Here is a 21048-nt window from a genome sequence, read left to right as displayed (position 1 = left end):
AGGGGCGCCGGCAAGCGCAGTGCTTGTCGACGCATTCCTGTTACACGTGGACAATTTTGCGAATTTTGAGATTTTTGGGAACTTCCTAGCAGTGGGGAGCGTTGATCTTGATGAAACGACAAATAAGGCGGCCATAGGGGCCGCTTTTTAGAGAAAGACTGTGAAAGGAATCGGGATTCGCGTGCGTTCTAGCAACCCCGTCATGAGTTCCCTCTCGTCCAGCCAAAGTCAGACCCAGGGTGGAAATCCCTACGGTCAGAGCGACAATCCATTTATTCAGGAGAATCGCAGCGCCGATCGGCCGCTGACTGTTGATGATGTCGTGACCAAGACTGGCATTACTCTTGGCGTCATCATTGTCATGGCCGTGCTCAACTTTGCTGTTGGTGAGTTGATTAACCCAGGCATCGCGATGATTCTTACCCTGGTCGGTGCGCTCGGCGGTTTCATTACTGTTCTTGTCTCAACGTTTGGCAAGAAGTTTGGTTCTGCAGCCGTCACGTTGATCTATGCCGTGTTTGAAGGCCTCTTTGTGGGCGGATTCTCCCTCATGTTTGCCGGCGTATCCTTCGGCAATTCCGATGGCATGGCACTTATCGGCCAGGCAATCATGGGTACCGTAGGTGTCTTTATCGGCATGCTGATGGTCTACAAGACCGGTGCCGTCAAAGTCACCCCGAAGTTCAACAAGATCATGTTCGGCCTCATCGCCGGCGTGGCAGTGTTGGCTCTGGGTAACATGCTGGGCGCTATTTTCTTTGGCTTTAATCCGCTACGTGATGGTGGCATGCTTTCCATCATCTTCTCCCTCGTCTGCATTGTTCTGGCGTCCTTGTCCTTTATGACAGACTTCGACCAGGCAGACCGCCTGATTCGCCAGGGGGCTCCGGCGCAATATGCCTGGGGTATCGCTCTTGGTTTGGCCGTGACCTTGGTCTGGCTGTACACGGAGATTCTTCGTCTGCTGAGCTACTTCAGGGACTAATTAGTCTCATACCGCTTCTGCGAAACCGGCGGCTGGCACCATAAGCTTTGTGGTTGCTGGCCGTCGGTTTCTTTGTGTGCGTGGCGCATCTCTTTTGGAGCAAGGGTATAGCGCCCGTTAGGTGCGGGCGGGATCTTGGCATTGACTGTCGCGAGCTAATGCAGATTGCAACAGTTAGAACAGGATTTCCCTTCGCAAATATCTATTTGTGTACCAATTACGGTATAGGTGGCGAGTACCTCAAGGCGGGTGACGTGGATGACTGCGGGGGTAGCTATGGTTGCAAATCTGAGGTCCTGTTCGGTTCTTGTGGGCGAAATGTTCGATTTCTTGGGTGGGTGAGTCTTTGTCTTGCTGTTAACAGGCTCCGTGAGCCGTCCGCTGGAAATGAAGGCAACTGCATCGGCAAGCACCTGTTTCCGTGCCTAGCCCTGAGCTTTACGCGACCATGCCGACAGAATTGGGTTTTTCATGTTCCCAAGGATGCGATGCTCTAAGGGGCGTGGGGCAAAGCGGGCAAGATCGCTGCTCAATTGAGGAAAAACGACACCCCAAAAATTGACAGTGTTGTAATTCGGGTACCCCCAATTGGTTATAATCGGCAGCCAAGACACATGTAGCTCACGGCGGGTATCCAAGCTCCATACAGGCTACGACCAGCTATTATTAACGGATAGTTCTATTAGTGTGAGCGAATAGTTACAATAAATGTTCATATAGAAAATGACTAATTTGGCACCGGCGCGACTTCTTGTTCTTTCTCGTGCATTCTGGTCGCAGAAGTCGCTCGGAGCTTAAAGCTCAAGGGAGGGGCTTCTAACGGTCAGGAAAGTTAGTTGAAGGGACACCATGAAGCGAATCGGGGGTCTTGTGATGATGGCGGTTTGTATCGGGGTGCTGTCAAACTGCGCATTACCGCTCGGCCTCAGTGTTCGTGGCGATGGTAGTAACGCGGGGGACTTTCGCAATTCTCCTGACATGAAAGCCGGCGGTGGCTCAGTGGACTCGGGGGTCGCTGATGCCACCGCCACGACGGCGCGAGAGTCTCAAGATCAAAGTGAGCAGTCTCGTGCAGGCGGTGGGGTACTTCCACCGCTAGGTGAATTTGACCGGACAGTGCCTGGATTCCAGGTGTTTGATCCGTGTAGCGCGAGCGCTGTCACTGCATTTGAAGGGAGAGGATTAGCTTTCGCTGGTTCAGTCAGACGTGAGACTGGATATCGGTCTTGCCAATTTGAGGCTGAGGACATTGATGGAAGTAGCGCTAGTGTGAGCATTGAATCGAGAGACTACAATCTCACCGAGATTCGCTCTGCGTTTCCCATGGGGATCGAGGTAAAAGGGGAAAAGGGGGAATCCATTTACCTTGTTGAAGAAACCCTTGTATCCAATGTGACTTGTACCGGATATGTGGAGACTGTACAGGGGACACTCTCAGTTTCCTGGACCAATTTTTCTGATGCTATTTCGATAGTCGATAACTGCAAAAACGTTGAAAGGGTAATTGGGTCCGTCATTTAAATCGGTGGGGCTCGGGGTAAACGATGATTGTTAATATAGGGAATCTAAAGCAACAGGTCGACGCAATTCATAATTTGGGCCGGAATATATCATTAGCTGGACAAAGGGCGCACAGTCCACTTGATGGAGGATTCTCCACCATCACCGGCCTAAGTGAGGTCGGCACAATACACCAGCGTGTGCTGGCAACGGATCCGGGGTCGGCGCGGAATTCTTTAGAGGGTTTTAGGGGGCAGGTTTCTTGGCTTGGGGAGGCACTTAAGACGGAGCTGGCAAGCTTCGAATCGCAGGATGAGCTTACGAGTCGGGGGTTGGATGTCGCTGACGCTGGTGGGGGAGGCGGGGCGGTATCGATGCCGATCGTGTCGCAACCAGACCCGGGATACAGCCCGTTTGGGTTCACCATCCCGATCGTGGACACCGGTGCTTCCATCATGGGCTTAGCATCGAACTTGTTTAGCACGCGCTTCTGGGATGTGTCGGAAGCGAATGCGCGGTGGGGCGCATTGAGTGGGGAAGTCGCAGAAATCGTTGCGGGTCTTGAAAACTCGGCCGCGTCTTTGGAAGCTGAGAACGACAGTGAAGCCACCACACGCGCAGCGCAGAAGATTCGTGAAGTTGCGCAGGCGGGTACACACTTCATTGCCAATGCGAGCGTCATGCAGCAGAAGCTGTTCGGCTTCCAAGCGCAGCTGATGAATGTACAGCCGGAAGCCATCGCCTTGGCCTTTGAGGTGGCGGCAATCCCAGAGCCTGCTACGCGTCAAGCCGCTGAGCAAGCGGCCTTGGTCTATATGCAGGGCGTCCTTCAACAGCAAGTGATTTCCGCTATGCCGTATCAGCATGCGCTTATGGACGCAGCGCCGCCCAGCGGCGGCGGAGACACCAGTACGCATTTCGGGGCAGTCATGGGCGACGGAAATCGCTACAACACCGATGGAGTCACATGGCCGAAGCCAATAGCCGAAGCGATAGAAAACGGCACCATGGGCCCAGGCTCCTTTGGCGTTGCGGACGGCCACATCCAAGGTCTGGAAAGCGTGGGGATGGGGGCTGACGATATCGCACGCTTTCATAACGAGCTACACAATCGTGGGCGCAGCATCCTCAGCGAGCTTGGTTTCGGAGACGCATTAGCGCCGATCAATGCAAGTGAGGTGAATACCTCGGCTGCCAACGCAGGCTTGAGCGCCCTTGATCCCGTTCGGGGAGGAGCGCCAGGATCGTTGGCAACTACCAGCGGCGCGGCAAACATGCCATCTGGTGTAAACGGGCTCGGAGGTCTAGGCAGCGGCGCTGTAGGCCAGGGATTGGGAGCCATTGGTCTTGCTGATGGCCGTGGGAACAAGCTTCCCGGAGGCGTGGCAGGCCACAGCGGTCGCTTGCCGGAAATGTCGGCGAATCCAACGACAAACGCAGCGGGGTTCGGAGGCGCGGGCGCTTCATTCGGTGGGCCGCAGACCGGAACGCATCCGGTATTAGGAGGCCTTCCTGGGGCCGTAACAGGAACTGGACAACAGAGGGAAGGGCGGACGTCGCTAAGCGGAGGCAGCCTCGTCGGAGGCGGTGCCATCGGTACAGGAGGTACCGGGGGCGTCGGCAACGCTGGTGGCGCTGGTGGTGTCCTGGGAGCCCCGGGCGGAGCGAGTAGTGCGAGGCAGGGAGTCGGCAGTGCCCGCGGTGCGGGGATGCGCATGATGCCCATGATGGGTGGCATGGCACGCGGCGGCGAAGGCGAAAGGCGGGTCAAGTCCGTCACGACTCAAGTAGAACGCGACCCCAACCGCCGTGATCTGCTCGGCGAAGCACCCGCAGTACTGCCAGGGGTTATCGGGGATTGGGTCCGGGAGGCAAAGTAGAAAAAGACGGCGGACCCCAGAAAGCTAAAAGCGGCGCCCCAACTATCGGGACGCCGCTTCATTACCAGTTGCCGTTGAACCTACTGCTGAACCGGAGCAGTGGTGTATTCAGCCGGAGCAACCTCGGTTGCAGCAACGGCCTCGGACTCAGTGGCTGCTTCGGACTCAGCCGCAGCCTCGGAGGGGGCGGCTGCACCTGCGCCGGGAGCCTCACCGGCAAAGGAAGCGCCGGTGTCAACCTTCTCAGAGGAATCCTGTTGGTTCGGAGGGTGGCAGGCAGCAAGGGTGAGACCAGCGGAAAAAACCAAACCAGCGGCAGCGAAACGAGTGAACTTCTTCATGGGTTAAAACTCTTTCTCGGAAAAACGATGACCTAAGAGCAGTATAAATTAGGACTTGCGCGGAGTTGCGGCCTTTGCGGAATCATAAGGCGCCGCAGAGACCACGGTGACCGACAAGGTCTTGCCATTCGGCGCCGTGTACTCGCGGGTCTCGCCCTCAGCAGCACCCAGGAGTGCAGCGCCCAGCGGGGACTGCTCGGAGTAGGTCTCCAAGTCCTTGTTATCGGAAGCAGCGGCGCGGGTACCGATGAGGAAGGTCTCGCGGTCCTCCTCGTCGCCGTTGTAGTACACGTGCACAACGGAACCGATGTGGGCAACACCCTCCTGGACGGCGGTGCGCTCGGTGGTGGAGTTCGCCAGAACCTCGGAGATCTGCTTGATGCGGGCCTCTTCCTGGTCCTGCATCTCACGGGCTGCGTCGTAACCCGCGTTCTCCTTGAGGTCACCTTCCTCACGGCGCTCATTAATCTCCGCGGCGACGACCGGGCGGTGGTCGATGAGGGCCTGCAGCTCGGCCTCGAGCTTGGCCTTGGTTTCCGGGGTAATGTACTGCTTCTGCTGCTCAGCCATAGTGCAACCTTCCGTTTACGGTTCCTAATGAACGGGTCTATTTCTCATTGGATGGGCCAGAAAGCGCAGGTGGCGCGGCCCATTCAGAACGCTCAACATACTAGCACAGCTGGGCTTTTACTCGCCGGTAGCCTCACCCGCTGTATCCATCGTGCTGGTGTCCAAATAGGACGGGATGCTTCCGGAGCAACCGTAGGCGCCACCGGCGACGGCTCTGTGGTTGGTGGGGATATCCACCGCGATGCGTTGAGCGGACTCACCGCCAGCAGGCACGGCGACCTCGCGGCGCCCCACCTCAGCCTTGGAGTAGTCGAAGGCCTGGACAATGCAGTATGCAGGTTCTTCCACGCGGTTGCGGGTGATGTCTACCCACACGCGCGCTGTGTCATCAGACAGGATCTCGTGGGTGACGTAGGAGATATCTGCGTTGACCTTTTGCTGGCTGCGGAAATACTGAACGCCGTAGACAATGGCCGCAATCAGCATAGCCAGGAATACCAGCACCAGCGCCCGGTTGGTCCATGAGCCTTTTGTGCGAGTGGACTGAGAGGAAGAACCGTAGCGGGACTGCGAGCGTGCGGGTTGAGAAGCAGGTTGGGCGTCAGACATGAGTCTGATTCTATCCAACAGTCGCCGCGAAGAAACTATCCACTAGACTAGGCCTCTGTTTAATGCCTCTGTATTAATGAGGCGAAGTAGGGACGATGTAGGGAGATGTATCACCCAGTGAGCACGAAGCGCCTTTTGGCTATCCACGCGCACCCTGACGATGAGTCCTCGAAGGGTGCTGCGACGACCGCAAAATATGCCGCGGAGGGGGCGGAAGTCCTCGTCGTGACCTGCACCGGTGGCGAGAGGGGAGATATTATCAACCCGGCCATGGATCGCCCCGGTGTCCTTGAGAACATGGGCAGCATTCGCCGTGAGGAAATGGCGAAAGCAGCCGCCGCCTTGGGCGTGCAACACCGCTGGCTTGGGCACATTGATTCGGGCCTTCCTGGTAACCCGCTCGCGCCCAATATCAAGGACTTACTACCTGAGGGCTGCTTTGCGCTTAAGGAAGATGATGACGTAGCCCAAGAGCTGGTTGAAATCATCCGTGAGTTCCGGCCCCACGTCATTATTACCTACGACGAGAACGGCGGCTATCCACACCCGGATCACCTCATGGTGTACCGCGCGTCCATGCTGGCGTGGGAAAACGCGGGTGACGCGGCATACCACCCAGAATTGGGTGAGCCGTGGGAGCCGCAGAAGCTGTACTACACGCATGGCTTCGTATACCAAAGGATGAAGATCTTCCATGATCTTCTTCTGGAGGAAGGCAAGATCAGTCCATATGAGCCGATGTTGGCGCGCTGGGATACGACGTTCGGAGACATCATGGCGCGGGTAACCACACAGGTCGAATGCGCGGATTACTTCCAGAATCGTGAGGATGCGCTCCGTGCGCACGCAACCCAAATTGATCCAGCCGGTGCCTTCCTAGCCACGCCCGTGTCCGTACAGCAGGAGCACTGGCCCACGGAGGAATTCGAGTTGGCCAAAACTCGCGTTTCTACTGCACTGCCGGAAGATGATTTATTTGCGGGAATTCCAGAAGTAGGGGAGTCTTAAAGCATGAACGCTTTCTACCTCGCAGCGCACGACGTCGCCCTGCTCGCCCAAGGAAGCCAAAGCGGGCCGGTTGGACCGGAGTTTGGTAAGGCTTCGCCTATTGGTCTGCTCATCCTCGCCCTGATGGGTGTTGCTGTCCTTTTTGCAGGCTGGAATTTTCACCGCCGCTATTCGCGCTTCCGTCGTCGAACCATGTTTGCGCAGGATCACGGCATCGATCCGTTCAATGATGAGGCGATCGATTCGGCAATGAAGGAAGCCGGCATCCTCGATAACAGCAAGAAGTCCATCTTTTAAGGTAGAGGACGATTCCCACCGTGAAGTTCCTAAGCCAGCTCCTGTACCCCCTGTACGAAGCGCGTCTGACACGTGAAATCAAGAACAAGCCGCAACCACGCCACGTGGCAATCATGGCTGATGGCAACCGCCGCTGGGCGCGCGAGGCTGGATTTACGGATATCAGCCACGGCCATCGGCAGGGCGCGCGGAAGATCAGCGAGATGATCTCTTGGTGCCAAGGCACCGACATCGAGGTTGTCACTATCTACCTGCTCTCGACGGAGAACCTGAAGCGCAGCGAGCAGGAGGTGCAGCTGCTCTTCGACATCATCTCGGATGTCGTCACGCACCTCTCCCAAGGGGACTTGGATTGCCAGATCCGGCTCGTTGGGCACCTAGATCTGCTCCCTGAACAGGTCACGGCCAAGATGCAGAGCGCGGCTGAGGCCACGGAGGATCATCAGGGCGTCATCGTTAACATCGCGGTCGGTTATGGTGGGCGCCAGGAAATTGTGGACGCCGTGCAGAGTTTCATTCGTGGCGAAGCCCGTAAGGGGTTGAGCGCTGAGGAAATTGCGGACAACGTGACGGCGGAGGCCATTACGGGCAACCTTTATACCAAGGGCTTGCCTGACCCCGATCTCGTCATTCGTACCTCCGGCGAGCAGAGGCTGTCCGGCTTTCTGCTGTGGCAGGCCGCTTACTCGGAGATCTGGTTCACGGACACCTATTGGCCCGCATTCCGCCGGGTGGATTTCCTGCGCGCCTTGCGTGACTATTCGCAGCGCTCGCGCCGCTTCGGCCGCTAGCCCTGGCGATCGGGCTAGAGCTTACGCATCCTCACCCGGTCAACCAGGTGGTGCGAGCCCTTGCACAGAACCAGGGAGGCGCGTACCCGGGTGGGCAAAATGTTCTCGATGAGGTTGGGCAGGTTGATGGACTGCCAGATTTCACGGGCCTGCACGTAGGCCTCCTCGTCCGTCATGTCCGCGAAGGACGCGAAGTGCGCCCCTGGTTCGCGGAAGGCAGTGTGGCGGAGCTTGAGGAAGCGATCAATGTACCACTTTTCGATGTCGTCGACTCGGGCGTCCACGTAAACAGAGAAGTCGAACAGGTCCGAAACCATGAGGGTCGGCCCGGTTTGTAAGACGTTGAGGCCTTCCAAAATGAGGATGTCCGGCTGGCGAACCTCCTGAAACTCACCAGGAACAATGTCATAGGACACATGCGAGTACAGCGGTGCGGTTACCAGCGGCTTGCCGGACTTAACGTCGGTAACAAAACGCATGAGCGCGCGACGGTCATAAGACTCCGGGTAGCCCTTGCGCTGCATAAGCCCGTGCTCTTTAAGGTACGCGGTGGGGTAGAGGAACCCGTCGGTGGTCACCAGATCAACCTTCGGGTGGGAATCCCAGCGCTGTAGAAGAACTTGGAGCAAGCGCGCGGTCGTTGACTTGCCCACCGCGACGGAGCCGGCAACGCCGATGACGAAAGGAACGTGCGTGGGTGGGTTTCCTAAGAATGCCTCGGTAGCGGTGGTGAGTTTTTGGCGGGCCTCAACCTGCATGTGGATGAGACGGGATAAGGGCAGATAGACCTCAGCCACTTCAGTGAGGTCGATGCGGTCACCGATGCCGCGAAGTTTTTCCACCTCGGTCGCCGTTAGCACCTGTGGCATGGATTTACGCAGGGCACGCCACGTATCGCGGTCAAAATCGAGGTACGGGCTCGCATCGGTCATTCGCGCCATGCCGACTATTGTTCCACTCGGCTGGGCGCCTGTGGCAATCGCCCCGAATGAAAAGATTCTCGGAGGCCCCCACGCGGGGGATGCGGGCGTTAGGATGTAGAACTAGCTTCGGCGATTGCAGAGCCGGTGGTGTCGTGCCGCGGGCGGGCGCCGCGGGCTTTATTGACCATCTCTACGAAGGGACATCACGCTTTCATGACCACTACGAACAATTCAGACGTGCGCTACCAGGAGATGCGCGATCTCGACCCCGAGGTCTTTGCTGCTATTAACGGTGAGATTGCTCGTCAGCGCGATACCCTCGAGATGATCGCGTCGGAAAACTTCGTCCCCCGCGCGGTTCTGCAGGCGCAGGGCTCTGTTCTGACCAACAAGTATGCCGAGGGCTACCCGGGGCGCCGCTATTACGGCGGCTGCGAGCACGTTGACATCGTAGAAGATCTGGCTCGTGATCGTGCCAAGGCGCTTTTCGGCGCTGATTTTGCCAACGTCCAGCCCCACTCCGGCGCCCAGGCCAATGCCGCCGTGCTGGCGTCGCTGATCCAGCTGGGTGACAAGATCATGGGCCTGTCCTTGGCTCATGGTGGGCACCTGACCCACGGCATGAAGCTCAACTTCTCCGGCAAGCTTTACGACGTTGCCGCGTACGAGGTTGACCCGGAGACCATGCGCCTTGACATGGATAAGGTGCGCGAGCAGGCGCTGGCAGAAAAGCCCCAGGTGATCATCGCTGGTTGGTCCGCTTACCCGCGCACCATTGATTTCGAGGCTTTCCGCTCCATCGCGGATGAGGTCGGCGCGTACCTGTGGACGGATATGGCGCACTTCGCGGGCCTCGTGGCCGCCGGTCTGCACCCCTCCCCGGTGCCGCACTCCGATGTCGTGTCTTCCACCGTGCACAAGACGCTGGGCGGCCCACGTTCCGGTCTCATCCTGGCCAAGCAGGATTTTGCCAAGAAGATCAACTCCAACGTCTTCCCGGGGCAGCAGGGCGGACCGCTCATGCACGTCATCGCGGCGAAGGCTATCGCGCTGAAGATCGCGGCCACCGAGGAGTTCAAGGAGCGCCAGGAGCGAACCCTGGAAGGCGCGCGCATTCTGGCTGAGCGCCTGACCGCCGAGGATTGCACCAAGGCGGGCGTCGACGTCCTCACTGGCGGCACCGACGTGCATCTTGTCCTAGCGGACCTGCGCAACTCCGAGCTCGATGGCCAGCAGGCGGAGGACCTCCTCCACGAGGTCGGCATCACCGTGAACCGCAATGCGGTGCCGAACGATCCGCGCCCGCCGATGGTCACCTCCGGCCTGCGCATTGGTACCCCGGCCCTGGCTACCCGCGGCCTCGACACGGCGGCCTTCACCGAGGTTGCCGACGTTATCGGTACTGCACTGGCAAACGGTAAGAACGCGGACGTCGCCAAGCTGCGCGCCCGCGTTGAGAAGGTCGCCGCGGACTTCCCGCTCTACGACGGCCTTGAGGACTGGAAGCTGGTCTAAGCTTCCTTGCGCTCTTCAGCGTGGGCTTTCCGGGCGGCTTCGAGCCACTCGGGCATCGCGCTGAGGAGCTCTTTAATTTCCGCGGTGGTGAGAGGGCGGTCCATCTCGTTCTTCTTCAACGCGGTCACGGAGATTCCCAGCTTTTGTGCCACGACCGGGCGCGGGTGGGGGCCCTCGCGGCGTAGGGTAGCGAGCCACTCCGGCGGGTTCTCCTGTAAGTCGCGCAGCTGCGCGTGGGTTACCGCGTTGGCTTGAAACTCCTCCGGGGCGGCCGGCAGGTAGATGCCCAACTTCTTCGCTGCGGTTTGTGCACGCATGGCGGTGCCGGAAGGCTGCTGGGTTTCGTTGGCTGGGGTTTCACTATTCGGGGTATCAGTCACGCTCACAACGCTAGCAGCACCGTAGTATGAGGTGCATGCTCCGCCTTGTCTTTTCCACTGGCACAGAACCCGGCAAATGGTTTCGTCGCTACCGTGATTCTCACTCTCCAGAGTCCCTGGTAACCGTCGACGCCGATGACGCGATGGACGTTCTTCTTGCTCATGAGGCAGATCTAGCGCTGACCCGCTTGCCGGATTCGCGGGTTGATGACAGCTTCCACGTCGTCCAGCTCTACGAGGAAGCACCCGGCATCGCCGTTCCGAAAGATTCTGTCTACGCGGAGGTTGGGGAGGACGTCACGCCGGAGGATGTTGCCGAAGAAATAGTGAATTACCGGATTGCGCAGGACGGCAGCGTCGATGTGCCGGCGCTGCGCACCGCTTTGCAGGTCGTGGCAGCCAACGTGGGCGTAGCCATCGCGCCGCGGCCTTTGTTGAAGGTGCTGAGTAAGAAGCAGGTCGTGGCACTGGGCTTGGAGGACCCCACTGTGGCGCGCACAGTGATTGCACTGGTGTGGCGCCGGGCTGATGACGGCGATGAGATCCAAGACTTCGTCGGGGTTGCAAAGGGGAGGACGCGGAATTCTTCTCGCAATTCCGCCCAGAAACGCAGCGCACGCGACAAAGCAAAAGCTAAGCAAGCGCGCAGAAAGTCCCAAGGAAAGCCTCAAAGAGGCTCGGTTTCCAAACCGTTATCAAAAAGATATAGGGGTTCTCAACAGCGGAAACGGAGATAAAGCAACGTCTTTGTTGTCAAATCATAGGTTCTGTGGTGGCAGGAAGTGCTGGCCATGCCTACGGTGGGCTTCGTTCTCAACAAAAGTACTTAGAACAGTGCTCAACTAGACAGAAAGGCTTAAGAAAATGAAGAAGATGACTCGTCGTTTCGCTGCAGGTATCGCCGCTGCCACCCTGTCCCTGGGTGTCGTTGCTTGTTCCGACGCTGAGGATGCTGCTAAGGATGCTGGCGACGCTGCTCAGTCCGCTGCGTCCGACGCTACCGATGCTGCCGGTTCTGCCGCTAAGGACGCAAAGGATTCCATGAAGGACTCCGAGTCCGCCGATTCTTCCGAGGCCGAGGGCTCTGAGGGAGCCGAGGGCAGCGAAGGTGCCGATTCTTCTGAGTCGGACTCCGCCGAGTCGAAGGATGGCTCTGGCGCTGAGGGCGACAAGGAGAGCGTGTCTACCGCCAATGGTGACGTAGAGGTTCCTTCTGATTTCGCTCAGGCCATCAAGGAGAAGGCTGCTGAGTGGGGCGATCCGGAATCCATTGAAAACACCGACAAGGGAAGCGTTGCTACCTTTGCCAAGGACAAGCTGCTGGTATTCGGTGAGGGTGACGGCACCCAGCCGATCATCGGCAAGATCGCAGAGACCTGGACCGAGGAAGGCGGCCTGGAGAGCAAGGTTGGCCTGCCGACTGGCCCGGAGCAGGCCGAGGGCAACGGCTGGGTACAGGAGTTCACCAATGGCACCATCTCCTGGATGCAGGGTGAGTCCGGTGAGTACGAGGCCACCATCAACTAAGCGCTCATGAAACGGCTCGCTGCCTTGTGAGCTAAAGCGACAAAGCTCCGCACTGATAACACGGTGCGGAGCTTCTTCGTTTTTCACGGTCAACGCGTGAAAGTGCAGGGCCGAAGAATGTAGCTGCAGTGTTGGGGGGGAGTGGGGGGAGAGACGACAGGCTCGTAGAGCCTGATGGGGATGGTGTGACGCTGGTGATTGTCGTTTTAATACTGTTCATCTTGCACCCATGTAATTTCAACCTTTGCTCTCTAGCGTGGACGGTGTCCGGAAGCTAAGAACAGTCTCCGGACAGTTCGAAAACCACCAGCTTCACCATGCCGTCCCAGGTCGATGAGTTGGGGCGGGCATAACAAGGGAGAACCCTGCCGCTATGACCAATCCTTCCGTCCTCACCGAGCAGCCGCATGAGGCCTCTGTTTTGACCAAGACCTATGTCATCGATACGTCCGTCCTTCTCTCAGATCCCTGGGCGTTGCGTAAGTTCGCTGAACACGATGTGGTACTGCCCATCGTCGTTATTTCTGAGTTGGAAGGAAAACGTCATCACCCGGAGCTTGGCTGGTTCGCCCGCCAAGCTCTTCGCTTTTTGGAGGACCTTCGCGCTACCTATGAGGCGTTGGACCAGCCCCTGCCCGTCAATGCAGCGGGCGGGACTTTGCGCGTGGAACTCAACCACCAGGATCAATCCTTGTTGCCGGCGGCCTTTCGCGGGCCGGAGGGAGATCACCGGATTCTGGCCTGCGCGCTGAATCTCCAGCACGAGGGCAAGGACACCGTCCTGGTGACTAAGGACGTCCCATTGCGCGTCAAGGCTGGTGCCGTAGGCCTGCAGGCGGATGAATACCATGCGCAGGACGTCGTGCTCACCGGTTACACCGGCATGGCTACGGTGCCCACCGGCGCTGAGGTCATCGATGAGCTCTACGGGGAGGGCGAGGTGCTTATCGACGGCTCCGTGACCACCGCCGGCACCCGCGTCGAGGACCTGCCGGTGCACTGTGGCATTACGCTGCAGGCAGGCGGGCAGTCCGCTCTGGGCCGGATGACGGCTGAGGGCACCGTTCGCTTGGTGCGCGGCGATGCGAATGTCTTTGGCCTGCAAGGCCGCTCTGCTGAGCAGCGCGTTGCCCTGGACCTTCTCTTGGATCCCTCCGTTGGAATTATGTCCATCGGAGGCAGGGCGGGCACTGGTAAGTCCGCGCTGGCGTTGTGTGCTGGCTTGGAGGCAGTGCTGGAGCGCGGCGAACACCGTCGCATCGTGGTGTTTCGCCCCATGTATGCGGTGGGTGGGCAGTCCCTGGGATACCTGCCGGGCTCTGAAAGCGAGAAGATGAATCCATGGGCGCAGGCCGTCTATGACACCCTGGAAGGCCTGGTATCCGAAAACGTCATGGACGAAGTCCAGGACCGCGGATTGCTGGAGGTTCTCCCATTGACCCATATCCGCGGCCGCAGCCTGCATGATTCTTTCGTCATCGTCGATGAGGCCCAATCGCTTGAGCGCAATGTGCTGCTGACTGTTCTGTCGCGCTTGGGTCGTGGCTCCCGAGTTGTACTGACGCATGATGTTGCCCAGCGCGATAACTTGCGCGTTGGCCGCCACGACGGCGTGCAGGCAGTCATTGAGAAACTTAAAGGGCATGAGCTCTTTGCACACGTCACGCTGCAGCGCTCTGAGCGCTCTGCCATTGCAGAGCTGGTCACTGATCTGTTGGAGGGGGAGAACTAACGCGTTCGCGCGCGGCGATCTCTCTGCCCTCAGCTTGGCATTGACGCCGTGTGCTCAGTAATAATTGTTCCATGAGCGACAACGCGAAAGACAAGAAGAAGGATTTCCGCATCCGCCCCTTCAACGCGGCGGACTATCCACAGATGCGAGAAATCTATGAGCAGGGCCTCAACACTGGCCACGCTACCTACGAGACCCGCTCGTTGACCTTTGAAGAGTTCAAAAACGTCAAAATCATGGCGTCAGTGTTCGTCGCTGTTGAGGCGGAGGATGATTCAAAGGTTCTCGGCTGGGTGTGCGCCGCGCAGGCGTCTACCCGCACTGTGTTCCACGGCGTCGTCGAGGATTCCATCTACCTGAGCAAAGAAGCCCAGGGAAGGGGCATCGGTGGCGCTTTGCTGGATCAGCTCATCGAGGTCTGCCGCGACCTGCATAAGTGGGCTATCCACTCGTGGATCTTCCCGGAGAACGAAGGTTCCGCCGGCCTCCACAAGTCCCGCGGCTTCGTCAAGGTGGGCACGTACTCCCACATGGCAAAGATGACCTACGGTGAGCTCGCCGGCCAGTGGCGTGATACGGACGTGTATGAGCTTCTTCTGCCGAAGCCCGAGGAGAAGAAGGCAGCAGCCAACCAGAAGAGAAAGTAATTATCCTGCTTTTCTAATGGAAGGGCATGATTGGGGATAGAATTAAAGCTGTTCTCATTTCCCCTCGCTTAGAAGGTGAAGCATGTCCTTGCGCACTTCTGTCCTTGCCCTTACTGCAGCCGTAGCCGTGTCGGTGGGTGCTTTCTCCGCACCTGTTGCCACGGCAGCAACCTATCCGTCGGCTGGTTCCGTTCCCGTGGCCGAGCTCGACGTCAATCAGCCCAACGGCGCGCTGGCCTATGTCTTTGCCGAGCCAGTGATGCAGTCAGACATCGACCTGGTTACCCGTCAAGTTCGCGAGCTGCGCGGCAAAGCCTGGGACGCCAACTTGCCCTTCAACGGCGGAACCCTGCGACAGGCCGCTAGTGCCGCTGGCTACCGCACCCGCGAGGCATATGTGAATTCAATCTCCTGGGACCGCGGTCTCGAGCACGCGGTTTTGCAGCGTGCTGCTGAGGGAAACTTCTTGTTTGATCATCGCCGCGCAGTTGGCACACGTACTCCTGAAATCTTGGACAACTACAATACCTTGGACAACCTGACCACGACGGACATGGAACATGCCGTTGAATCGTGGTCTACAAGCAGAAGCGGCGGTCCCAGCGAGTGGGACTACCTTGTCCGAGAGAACGGCCAATGGTCAACAAATAATGGCCACCTGTACACGATTCTTAATCCTGAATACGTGAAGTTTGCGCAGGCTCAAATCGGAGAAGTGACAGCTGGTCTCTATTCGGCCGATGATAAGCCGTCCGAACCGGCGCGGTTGGCGGCCGGTCGCCATGCATTCCCCATCGCCGTGCCGGAAAGCGCTATAAACCGTGCTGAACTGATGACCACGGGAGGAACCTCGGTCGGAAGCCAAGGAAGCCTGGGTTTGCGCATCGATGGATTCTGGGGAGCGAAGCTGGGGGTTCCGGTGGCGTCGCCAAGCAGTAGCGACCCAGAGGTTCTTGAAGTCAACGAGGACGGAACCTACACGGCCAAGTCTGAGGGCACCGCGACCGTCACCTTTAACACCTATGTTCTGCGCAATGGCCAGGCAAAGGTCTCGGATAACCAGATCACCAAGACTGTGAAGGTGACCAAGAAGTCCCTCGGCGGGGACTTGAGCTCCGGCGGCACGAACATTGGTGCCATCGTGGGCATCCTCGCCGGCGTGCTCGCGCTCATCGGCGTGGCTGCCCAGGTGGCACGCCAGTTGGGAATCCTGCGCTAAGCATCGTGACAATAAGAAATCCTCGCTACGTGAATGCTCGTAGCGAGGATTTGTGCTTACTTCACCCGGTTTCTACGCCGAGGGGATATCTCAGCTCCCAGACCACCGTTGCTCGTCGTCAAGCGCCAGCTTGTCTCGAAGCTGTGGCTTCTAATCAATCGTCTCCTTGAGGTGCTCCTCGCGGACGGGGAGGATGAGGAGGAGCGCGATGATGGCCATAGGAACCATCAGCAGGATGACGGGGGTTAGGCCGTCGTTGTAAGCGTTGAGGATAACGTCCTTGATGGGGTCCGGCAGCTGGGCAACCAGCGCCGGGGTAAGGCTGGAGGAACCACCATTAGCGCTGGCAAACTTCTCCGCGAAGGGCTTGCCTGCCTCACCCATGGACTTGATGGCAGCGGGCATGTTGGCAGCCATTTCATCCTTCATGTTGTGGATGAAGAGGGAGCCCACCAGGGAAGCACCGATGGCGGAACCGATCTGACGGAAGAAGTTATTTGCGGCAGTCGCGGTTCCGACGAGGGCGATGGGGAAGGAGTTCTGGACAATGAGGACCAGAACCTGCATGACGAAGCCAAGGCCGATGCCGAAGACGAGGAACTCTGCACCGAGCTGGGTCAGAGAGGTGTCTGCAGTCAGCTTGGACATCCAGAACAGCGCGCCAGCAGTGATTGCTAGGCCGATGATGGGGTAGCGCTTGTAGTGACCGGTGCGGGCGATGATGAAACCGACGGCTGTGGAGGTTCCGATCATGCCGACCATCATCGGGATCATCATGAGACCCGCCTTGGTCGGGGTCAGAGTGTGAACCATCTGCAGGTAGGTTGGCATGTAGCCCAGCACGCCGAACATCGCCAGGCCCAGCACCATGCCGGCAGCGGTCGTGAGAACCATGTTGCGGTTCTTGAACAGCTGCACCGGGATGAGCGGCTCCTTGGCCTTGGATTCGACGAAGACGGTGATGATGGCACCGATGACCACGGTGATGCCCAGGCCGATGATGATCGGGTCGGACCACTCGTATTGGGTTCCGCCCCAGGTCGTCATAAGGATCAGGGAGGCGGTGGTGATGGAAATGAAGATGGCGCCGAGGAGGTCAAACTTGCGCAGGTCGGTATCGCCGACGCGTAGGTGGAGGACCAGGGTGCATACGATGATGGCGAGCAGACCCAGCGGGATGTTCATCCACATGCCCCAGCGCCAGCCCGGGCCGTCAGTGAACCAGCCACCGAGGACCGGGCCGAGGACGGAGGAGAGTCCAAAGACGCCGCCCATGATGCCCATGAACTTGCCGCGCTCACGGGAGGTGGTGACCTCCGCGATGATGGATTGGGAGGAAATCATCATGAAACCAGCGCCGAAACCCTGCACGGCGCGGCCAATGATGAGCAGGTTCATCGAATCAGCGAAGCCGCCGAGCGTGGAACCGATGACGAAGACGCCGATGCCGCCAATGTAGAGCCACTTGCGGCCCATCATGTCACCGAGCTTGCCGGAGATAGGCATGGCGATTGTCATCATGACCAAGAAGGCGGAGATGACCCAGCTCATGTGGTCCACGCCGCCGAGCTCGCCAACGATGGTGGGCAGCGCGGTGGCGAAAATCATCTGGCCCAAAGAGCTCATCAGCATGGTGAGCACGAGGGCGGAGAATACGAGGGCAAGGTTGTTATCCGGCTTGCCGCTGCCGGCCTGGGAGGCCGGCTTAGCCGCGGTATCTACCATGTCAGTCCTTTCGAAAATTTGTTAATGAGTGTGAGCGCAGATTCGAAGCGTTCCTCAAAGGGGATGTCGCAGCTGAAATCTGGCGACGCAGTGGCTATCCAGAATGCTTCCCTGATAGCAAAGGCAATGAGTATCGCCTCAGTCTCAGCCGTGACCTCGGGCATCTGCCGCAAGGAAGCATCCTGGTCAAGGCGCTCGGTGATGAGCTCCAGGATCTCGTTCGATTTGGCCCGCTTACGGCTGAGTGCCGCCGCTGCGGCATCGCTGTCCCCAGAGATCCGACGGCGACGCTCAGTGATGACCTCGTTGACATGCTGGCCAACGAGGTGTCCTTTAATTAGGTCGACCGCCAGCCTGAAAACGCTATCCGTAGGGGCGCTAAGGAAAGCCTTCTTCTGTTCCTCGGTGAAATCGTGACTCGGCGCACCGAGCACAGCAGTGTCTTTGGAATCAAAATAATTAAAAAACGTGCGCCGAGAAATCCCCGCTGCGTCGCAGATTTCCTCGACGGTAACGTCGGCGAATCCACGCTCATCCACGAGACGGGTGGCGGCGTCTTCGATTCGCAGGCGCGTCTTGAGGCGCTTCTGCTCGCGTAATGACATTTCTTCTTGCACAGAGTGCAACAGTACACCCAGTGCAAATTTGCACCAAGTGCAATTCGGGTGATTTTTGAAAGGGAGATCTAAAAATATGACGGTGGTTACTATGACGCTGAGCGTGGGCGTTGAAAACGACGAAGGCCGCCCTCCCGAAGGAGAGCGGCGGCGTTCGCGAAAGCGAGCTTAGAAGTTGTCGCGGTCGCGGTTGGTCATGGTGAGAACGTTGAGGCGCTCATCGAGCTCCTCCTCAGTGAGGTTCTCTCCGTCGACGAAGCCGAGGTCGATGACTGCCTCGCGGACAGTGATCTTCTCGTGCAGTGCGTGCTTAGCTGCCTTGGCTGCGTTCTCGTAGCCAATCTTGGAGTTCAGCGGGGTCACGATGGAGGTGGAGGACTCCGCAAACTTCTTCATGCGCTCCTCGTTGGCCTCGATGCCGTCAACGCACTTCTCAGCGAAAACGCGGGAGACGTTGGCCAGCAGACGGGCCGACTCGAGAACGTTGCGAGCCATCATCGGGATGTAGACATTGAGCTCGAAGTGGCCGTTGGAGCCGCCGAAGGCAACGGCTGCATCGTTGCCGATAACCTGGCCAGCGACCATGGTGGCTGCCTCACACAGAACCGGGTTGACCTTGCCCGGCATGATGGAGGAGCCCGGTTGCAGGTCCTTCAAGTGGATCTCGGACAAACCGGTCAACGGGCCGGAGCCCATGAGGCGGATGTCGTTGGCAATTTTGTTGAGGGAGACAGCCACGGTGCGCATGGCGCCGGAGAACTCCACCAAGGCGTCGCGAGCGGCCTGGGCCTCAAAGTGATTCTTGGCCTCAGACAGCTCCTTGACGCCGGTGAGCTTCTTGAGCTCCTCGGTAACCTTGCCGCCGAAGTCAGCGGAAGTGTTCAGGCCGGTACCGGTTGCGGTGCCGCCGATGGCCAGCTCACCCAAGCGCGGCAGGGTTGCCTCAATGCGCTCAATGCCGAGCTCGATCTGGCGAGCGTAGCCGCCAAACTCCTGGCCCAGGGTGATCGGGGTGGCGTCCATCAGGTGGGTGCGTCCGGACTTGACCATGTCGGCGAATTCCTTGGCCTTAGCCACGAGGGATTCGTGGAGGACCTTGAGGCCCGGGATGAGGTCGTTGACGGCAGCCTCGGTCGCCGCAACATGGGTTGCGGTGGGGAAGGTGTCGTTGGAGGACTGGCCCATGTTCACGTGGTCATTCGGGTGAATCTCCACGCCATTGTTGTGGGCGATGGAAGCGATGACCTCGTTCGTGTTCATGTTGGAAGAGGTACCGGAGCCGGTCTGGAAGACATCGATCGGGAAGGCATCGTTGTGCTTGCCTTCTGCAATCTCGGTGGCTGCCGCAATGATAGCGTCGGCCTTCTCCGCATCCAGCTTGCCGGAATCCTTATTCACCTGAGCGCAGGCGGCCTTGAGAAGACCGAGTGCGCGGATCTGGGCAGCTTCAAGGCCACGGCCAGAAATGGGGAAGTTTTCCACAGCGCGCTGGGTTTGGGCACGCCACAGGGCATCGACCGGAACCTTGACTTCGCCCATAGTGTCGTGTTCGATGCGGTATTCAGTCATGAAGTCACCTTTTCTGTGAGATGAGAATTGTAGAGTTCTTTATGTGTGCCGTGGCACGGCATTGATGGCCACCGTAGCACTCTTCGCAGGAAAGTGGATTAGCTTTCCTTATCGTGGGGGTTGGTGTAGTCCACCACGGAGTATTCCTGCAGCTTAGCCAGCTTATGGATGGAGTCGACGTAGCGGATCGTGCCGGACTTGGAGCGCATGACCAGAGAACGGGTCGTGGCGCCGTTGGGGCGGTAGGATACGCCGCGGAGCATGTCGCCATTGGTAACGCCGGTTGCGGCGAAGTAGCAGTTTTCAGAAGAGACCAGATCGTTGGTGGTGAGGACGCGATCAAGGTCGTGTCCGGCCTTGCGTGCCTTCTCTGCCTCTGCTTCATCTTTAGGCCACAGCTTGCCTTGGATTTCACCACCCATACACTTCATGGCACATGCGGTGATGATGCCCTCTGGGGTGCCACCGATACCCATCATCATATCGATGGAGTTGGTGTCCTGGCAGGTGGCGATGGCGCCGGCGACGTCACCATCCATGATGAGGCGAACCTTGGCGCCTGCCTCACGGATCTGGCGGATAAGGTCATCGTGGCGCGGGCGGTCGAGTACGACGACGGTCAGGTCAGCTGGCTTGATGCCCTTGGCCTTGGCCACGGATTTGATGTTCCACTCCACAGACTCATTGAGATCGATTGAGCCAACAGCCTCCGGGCCGACAGCAATCTTCTTCATATAGAACACTGCGGAGGGGTCATACATGGTGCCGCGCTCAGCAGCAGCGATGACGGAAATAGCGTTCGGGCGGCCTTCTGCCATAAGACGGGTGCCGTCAACCGGGTCGACGGCGATGTCCATTTCTGCGCCCTGGCCGGTGCCGACTTTTTCTCCGTTGAACAGCATGGGGGCCTCATCCTTTTCGCCCTCACCGATGACGACGACGCCGTCCATCTCTACGGAGTTGATGAGCTTGCGCATAGCATCCACCGCGGCGCCGTCACCTTCATTCTTCTGTCCACGGCCAACCCAGCGACCCGAGGCGAGTGCTGCTGCCTCAGTGACACGCACCAGCTCCATGGCTAGGTTGCGATCGGGGATATAAGACGTGTTATCAGACATGTGTGATTAGTCCCTTTCTTTTCAGGTGGCTCGGCCCGGGGTGGGGGACAACCCGGAATACATATTCCATTCTTCCACTTTTCCCTCGTATCCAA

21 protein-coding genes are annotated in these 21048 nt (G+C 58.6%); 12 read left to right on the top strand and 9 right to left on the bottom strand.

Going from position 1 to position 21048, the window contains the following annotated elements:
- The first annotated feature begins 181 nt into the window (after positions 1-181).
- From HMPREF2912_RS08515 to HMPREF2912_RS08505, 3 genes are all read left to right on the top strand, one after another.
- Positions 182-985 carry a Bax inhibitor-1/YccA family protein gene (locus tag HMPREF2912_RS08515; protein WP_070597568.1) on the top strand — a complete coding sequence of 268 codons (804 nt, stop codon included), beginning with the start codon at positions 182-184 and terminating at the stop codon, positions 983-985.
- A gap of 1269 nt (positions 986-2254) precedes the next feature.
- The gene (locus HMPREF2912_RS13030) at positions 2255-2506 is read left to right on the top strand and encodes a hypothetical protein (RefSeq protein ID WP_070683832.1); all 252 of its coding nucleotides are present in this window, start codon (positions 2255-2257) and stop codon (positions 2504-2506) included.
- A 353-nt stretch (positions 2507-2859) separates the two neighbouring features.
- Positions 2860-4365 (top strand): hypothetical protein, encoded by a 1506-nt coding sequence (locus tag HMPREF2912_RS08505; protein ID WP_070597613.1) that lies wholly within the window; start codon positions 2860-2862, stop codon positions 4363-4365.
- An 80-nt stretch (positions 4366-4445) separates the two neighbouring features.
- On the opposite strand, the gene HMPREF2912_RS08500 is transcribed toward HMPREF2912_RS08505, so the two are convergent.
- From HMPREF2912_RS08500 to HMPREF2912_RS08490, 3 genes are all read right to left on the bottom strand, one after another.
- On the bottom strand, positions 4446-4706 hold the full coding sequence (locus HMPREF2912_RS08500; RefSeq protein WP_070523942.1) for a hypothetical protein: 261 nt from the start codon (positions 4704-4706) through the stop codon (positions 4446-4448).
- 48 nt (positions 4707-4754) lie between these two features.
- Positions 4755-5276, bottom strand: coding sequence for a transcription elongation factor GreA (greA, locus tag HMPREF2912_RS08495; RefSeq protein ID WP_010187368.1), 522 nt, complete (start codon positions 5274-5276; stop codon positions 4755-4757).
- A gap of 117 nt (positions 5277-5393) precedes the next feature.
- Positions 5394-5885 (bottom strand): DUF4307 domain-containing protein, encoded by a 492-nt coding sequence (locus HMPREF2912_RS08490; RefSeq protein WP_070523944.1) that lies wholly within the window; start codon positions 5883-5885, stop codon positions 5394-5396.
- Positions 5886-6002: 117 nt separating this feature from the next.
- Between HMPREF2912_RS08490 and mca the strand changes: the two genes are divergently transcribed.
- The 3 genes from mca to HMPREF2912_RS08475 are packed head-to-tail and all read left to right on the top strand — an operon-like array spanning position 6003 to position 7981.
- Entirely contained in the window at positions 6003-6893 is an 891-nt protein-coding gene (gene mca / locus HMPREF2912_RS08485; protein WP_070524017.1) for a mycothiol conjugate amidase Mca, read from the top strand.
- Between the two features lie 3 nt (positions 6894-6896).
- Positions 6897-7190 (top strand): hypothetical protein, encoded by a 294-nt coding sequence (locus HMPREF2912_RS08480; RefSeq protein ID WP_070523946.1) that lies wholly within the window; start codon positions 6897-6899, stop codon positions 7188-7190.
- A gap of 20 nt (positions 7191-7210) precedes the next feature.
- Positions 7211-7981 carry an isoprenyl transferase gene (locus tag HMPREF2912_RS08475; protein ID WP_070523948.1) on the top strand — a complete coding sequence of 257 codons (771 nt, stop codon included), beginning with the start codon at positions 7211-7213 and terminating at the stop codon, positions 7979-7981.
- Positions 7982-7995: 14 nt separating this feature from the next.
- On the opposite strand, the gene coaA is transcribed toward HMPREF2912_RS08475, so the two are convergent.
- Entirely contained in the window at positions 7996-8922 is a 927-nt protein-coding gene (gene coaA / locus HMPREF2912_RS08470) for a type I pantothenate kinase (protein ID WP_070523949.1), read from the bottom strand.
- Between the two features lie 195 nt (positions 8923-9117).
- Between coaA and glyA the strand changes: the two genes are divergently transcribed.
- The gene (gene glyA, locus HMPREF2912_RS08465; protein ID WP_070683830.1) at positions 9118-10419 is read left to right on the top strand and encodes a serine hydroxymethyltransferase; all 1302 of its coding nucleotides are present in this window, start codon (positions 9118-9120) and stop codon (positions 10417-10419) included.
- On the opposite strand, the gene HMPREF2912_RS08460 is transcribed toward glyA, so the two are convergent.
- Positions 10416-10736 carry a DUF5997 family protein gene (locus HMPREF2912_RS08460; RefSeq protein ID WP_083299207.1) on the bottom strand — a complete coding sequence of 107 codons (321 nt, stop codon included), beginning with the start codon at positions 10734-10736 and terminating at the stop codon, positions 10416-10418. The genes glyA and HMPREF2912_RS08460 overlap by 4 nt on opposite strands.
- Before the next feature lie 98 nt (positions 10737-10834).
- Here HMPREF2912_RS08460 and HMPREF2912_RS08455 point away from each other — a divergent pair, with 98 nt between their 5' ends.
- From HMPREF2912_RS08455 to HMPREF2912_RS08435, 5 genes are all read left to right on the top strand, one after another.
- Complete coding sequence (locus HMPREF2912_RS08455) at positions 10835-11536, top strand: LysR family transcriptional regulator substrate-binding protein (RefSeq protein WP_070597570.1); 702 nt, start codon at positions 10835-10837, stop codon at positions 11534-11536.
- Between the two features lie 127 nt (positions 11537-11663).
- A complete protein-coding gene (locus tag HMPREF2912_RS08450) occupies positions 11664-12326 on the top strand; it encodes an LGFP repeat-containing protein (RefSeq protein WP_070683828.1) in 663 nt (220 codons plus the stop codon).
- A 373-nt stretch (positions 12327-12699) separates the two neighbouring features.
- A complete protein-coding gene (locus tag HMPREF2912_RS08445; protein ID WP_070683825.1) occupies positions 12700-14058 on the top strand; it encodes a PhoH family protein in 1359 nt (452 codons plus the stop codon).
- A gap of 71 nt (positions 14059-14129) precedes the next feature.
- Positions 14130-14705 carry a GNAT family N-acetyltransferase gene (locus tag HMPREF2912_RS08440; RefSeq protein WP_070523963.1) on the top strand — a complete coding sequence of 192 codons (576 nt, stop codon included), beginning with the start codon at positions 14130-14132 and terminating at the stop codon, positions 14703-14705.
- 82 nt (positions 14706-14787) lie between these two features.
- Complete coding sequence (locus HMPREF2912_RS08435) at positions 14788-15924, top strand: hypothetical protein (RefSeq protein ID WP_070530535.1); 1137 nt, start codon at positions 14788-14790, stop codon at positions 15922-15924.
- A 150-nt stretch (positions 15925-16074) separates the two neighbouring features.
- Here HMPREF2912_RS08435 and HMPREF2912_RS08430 read toward each other — a convergent pair whose 3' ends face one another.
- From HMPREF2912_RS08430 to glpX, 4 genes are all read right to left on the bottom strand, one after another.
- Positions 16075-17649 carry an MDR family MFS transporter gene (locus HMPREF2912_RS08430; RefSeq protein ID WP_070530533.1) on the bottom strand — a complete coding sequence of 525 codons (1575 nt, stop codon included), beginning with the start codon at positions 17647-17649 and terminating at the stop codon, positions 16075-16077.
- Positions 17643-18266, bottom strand: a complete 624-nt coding sequence (locus tag HMPREF2912_RS08425) for a TetR/AcrR family transcriptional regulator (RefSeq protein ID WP_070530532.1) — start codon at positions 18264-18266, stop codon at positions 17643-17645. Before HMPREF2912_RS08425 ends, HMPREF2912_RS08430 begins: the two co-directional genes overlap by 7 nt.
- Positions 18267-18434: 168 nt before the next feature.
- Entirely contained in the window at positions 18435-19835 is a 1401-nt protein-coding gene (locus HMPREF2912_RS08420) for a class II fumarate hydratase (RefSeq protein WP_070530531.1), read from the bottom strand.
- Positions 19836-19933: 98 nt separating this feature from the next.
- Complete coding sequence (gene glpX, locus HMPREF2912_RS08415; protein WP_070530529.1) at positions 19934-20953, bottom strand: class II fructose-bisphosphatase; 1020 nt, start codon at positions 20951-20953, stop codon at positions 19934-19936.
- Positions 20954-21048 lie beyond the last annotated feature (95 nt).

Origin of the sequence: Corynebacterium sp. HMSC056E09 (assembly GCF_001813425.1) — a bacterium.
GTDB lineage: Bacteria > Actinomycetota > Actinomycetes > Mycobacteriales > Mycobacteriaceae > Corynebacterium > Corynebacterium hesseae.
Note: the sequence above shows the minus strand (reverse complement) of the source record. Positions and strands in the feature narration are given on the sequence as shown.